Below are 1,217 nucleotides of genomic sequence, written 5' to 3'. Positions count from 1 at the left end.
CCTGTTGCTGACGCTTCGCTTTCGCACATAAAAACACCTGTTGCTGACGCTTCGCTTTCGCACATAAAACATTTGTTGCCCCGAAGTGGCTCGGTGCTTGCTCGCAGAAAGCGTCCGCCTGTAGCGAAATATAATTATGTGATAGGAACAATTACTTTATTTTCTTTCATAATATTCGCCTTTATTAATATGAAAGTGAATGATGAAATTGATTCAAATGCTTGCTTTTTTCATGTGAATGTACTGAAACGTGATGTATACTTGTATATAGAGCTATACAAAGTGATTGAAAGGAAGATTCACACATGATTTTAATGGATGATATTATTCGCGAAGGCCATCCCACTTTACGCGCAAAAGCTGAGGAAGTTAAATTCCCTTTATCTGAAGAAACAAAAAAACTTGCTGAAGACATGCTTCAATATTTAAAAAACAGCCAAGATCCTGAAATTGCGGAAAAATATAATTTACGTGGTGGCATTGGACTTGCTGCCAATCAAGTAAATAGCTTACATCGCATGTTTGCCCTTCACGTGAAAGATGATAATGGCGAACAACTGAGCTTCACTGCGATTAACCCGAAAATTGTTAGCCACTCCGTAGAAAATACTTACATGGCTGCTGGTGAAGGATGCCTATCGGTTGATCGTAATGTACCTGGTTATGTGCCACGTCATGCACGTATTACGGTGAAATTCAAAACAATTGACGGCGACGAAAAAAAATTACGCCTTAAAGGTCTGGCTGCTATTGCATTCCAGCATGAATTAGATCATTTAAATGGCGTCATGTTTTACGATCGTATTAACGAAAAAAATCCATTTGCTGATATTCCAAATTCCGTACCTTACGAGCGCGACTAAACGCGCCAAGCAGTCTACTGTTGTAGGCTGTTTTTTAATTTTTATCTGGCGCTTTGCAGTTTTTATCCATCACTTTTTAGATTTTATCCGTCACTTTGCAGTTTCTATCCATCACTTTTTAGTTTTTATCCGTCACTTTGCAGTTTCTATCCGTCTAATATTTATATACCCCAAATTACAAGAAGTATTGCCAACAATAAAAAAAGCCTTCATAGGTAGGGCACTGAGTGTCATTTTTGAGACAGTAAGAAAACACCCTATTTTACAGCCAGTCGACGGTATTGAACCGGCGACTGGTTGTTTAATTTCGTTTTAATCCGAATATTGTTATAATAGAAAATGTATTCTTCGACA

The 1,217-nt window shown here is 38.0% G+C and carries 3 protein-coding genes; 2 read left to right on the top strand and 1 reads right to left on the bottom strand.

Going from position 1 to position 1,217, the window contains the following annotated elements; genetic code table 11:
- Positions 1–309 (top strand): hypothetical protein (locus tag H131_RS25545; RefSeq protein WP_010860747.1); only part of this gene is annotated, 309 nt, incomplete at its 5' end.
- Positions 306–863, top strand: coding sequence for a peptide deformylase (gene def / locus H131_RS19000; RefSeq protein ID WP_010860746.1), 558 nt, complete (start codon positions 306–308; stop codon positions 861–863). The genes H131_RS25545 and def, both read left to right, overlap by 4 nt.
- A gap of 257 nt (positions 864–1,120) precedes the next feature.
- Here def and H131_RS23935 read toward each other — a convergent pair.
- Positions 1,121–1,217: IS3 family transposase (locus tag H131_RS23935; RefSeq protein ID WP_155242498.1), on the bottom strand; the 97-nt coding region annotated here is incomplete at its 5' end.

Source organism: Lysinibacillus sphaericus OT4b.31 (assembly GCF_000392615.1).
Lineage (GTDB): Bacteria > Bacillota > Bacilli > Bacillales_A > Planococcaceae > Lysinibacillus > Lysinibacillus sphaericus_B.
The sequence above is the reverse complement of the archived record's forward strand: the minus strand, read 5'-3'. Positions and strand labels throughout refer to the sequence as shown.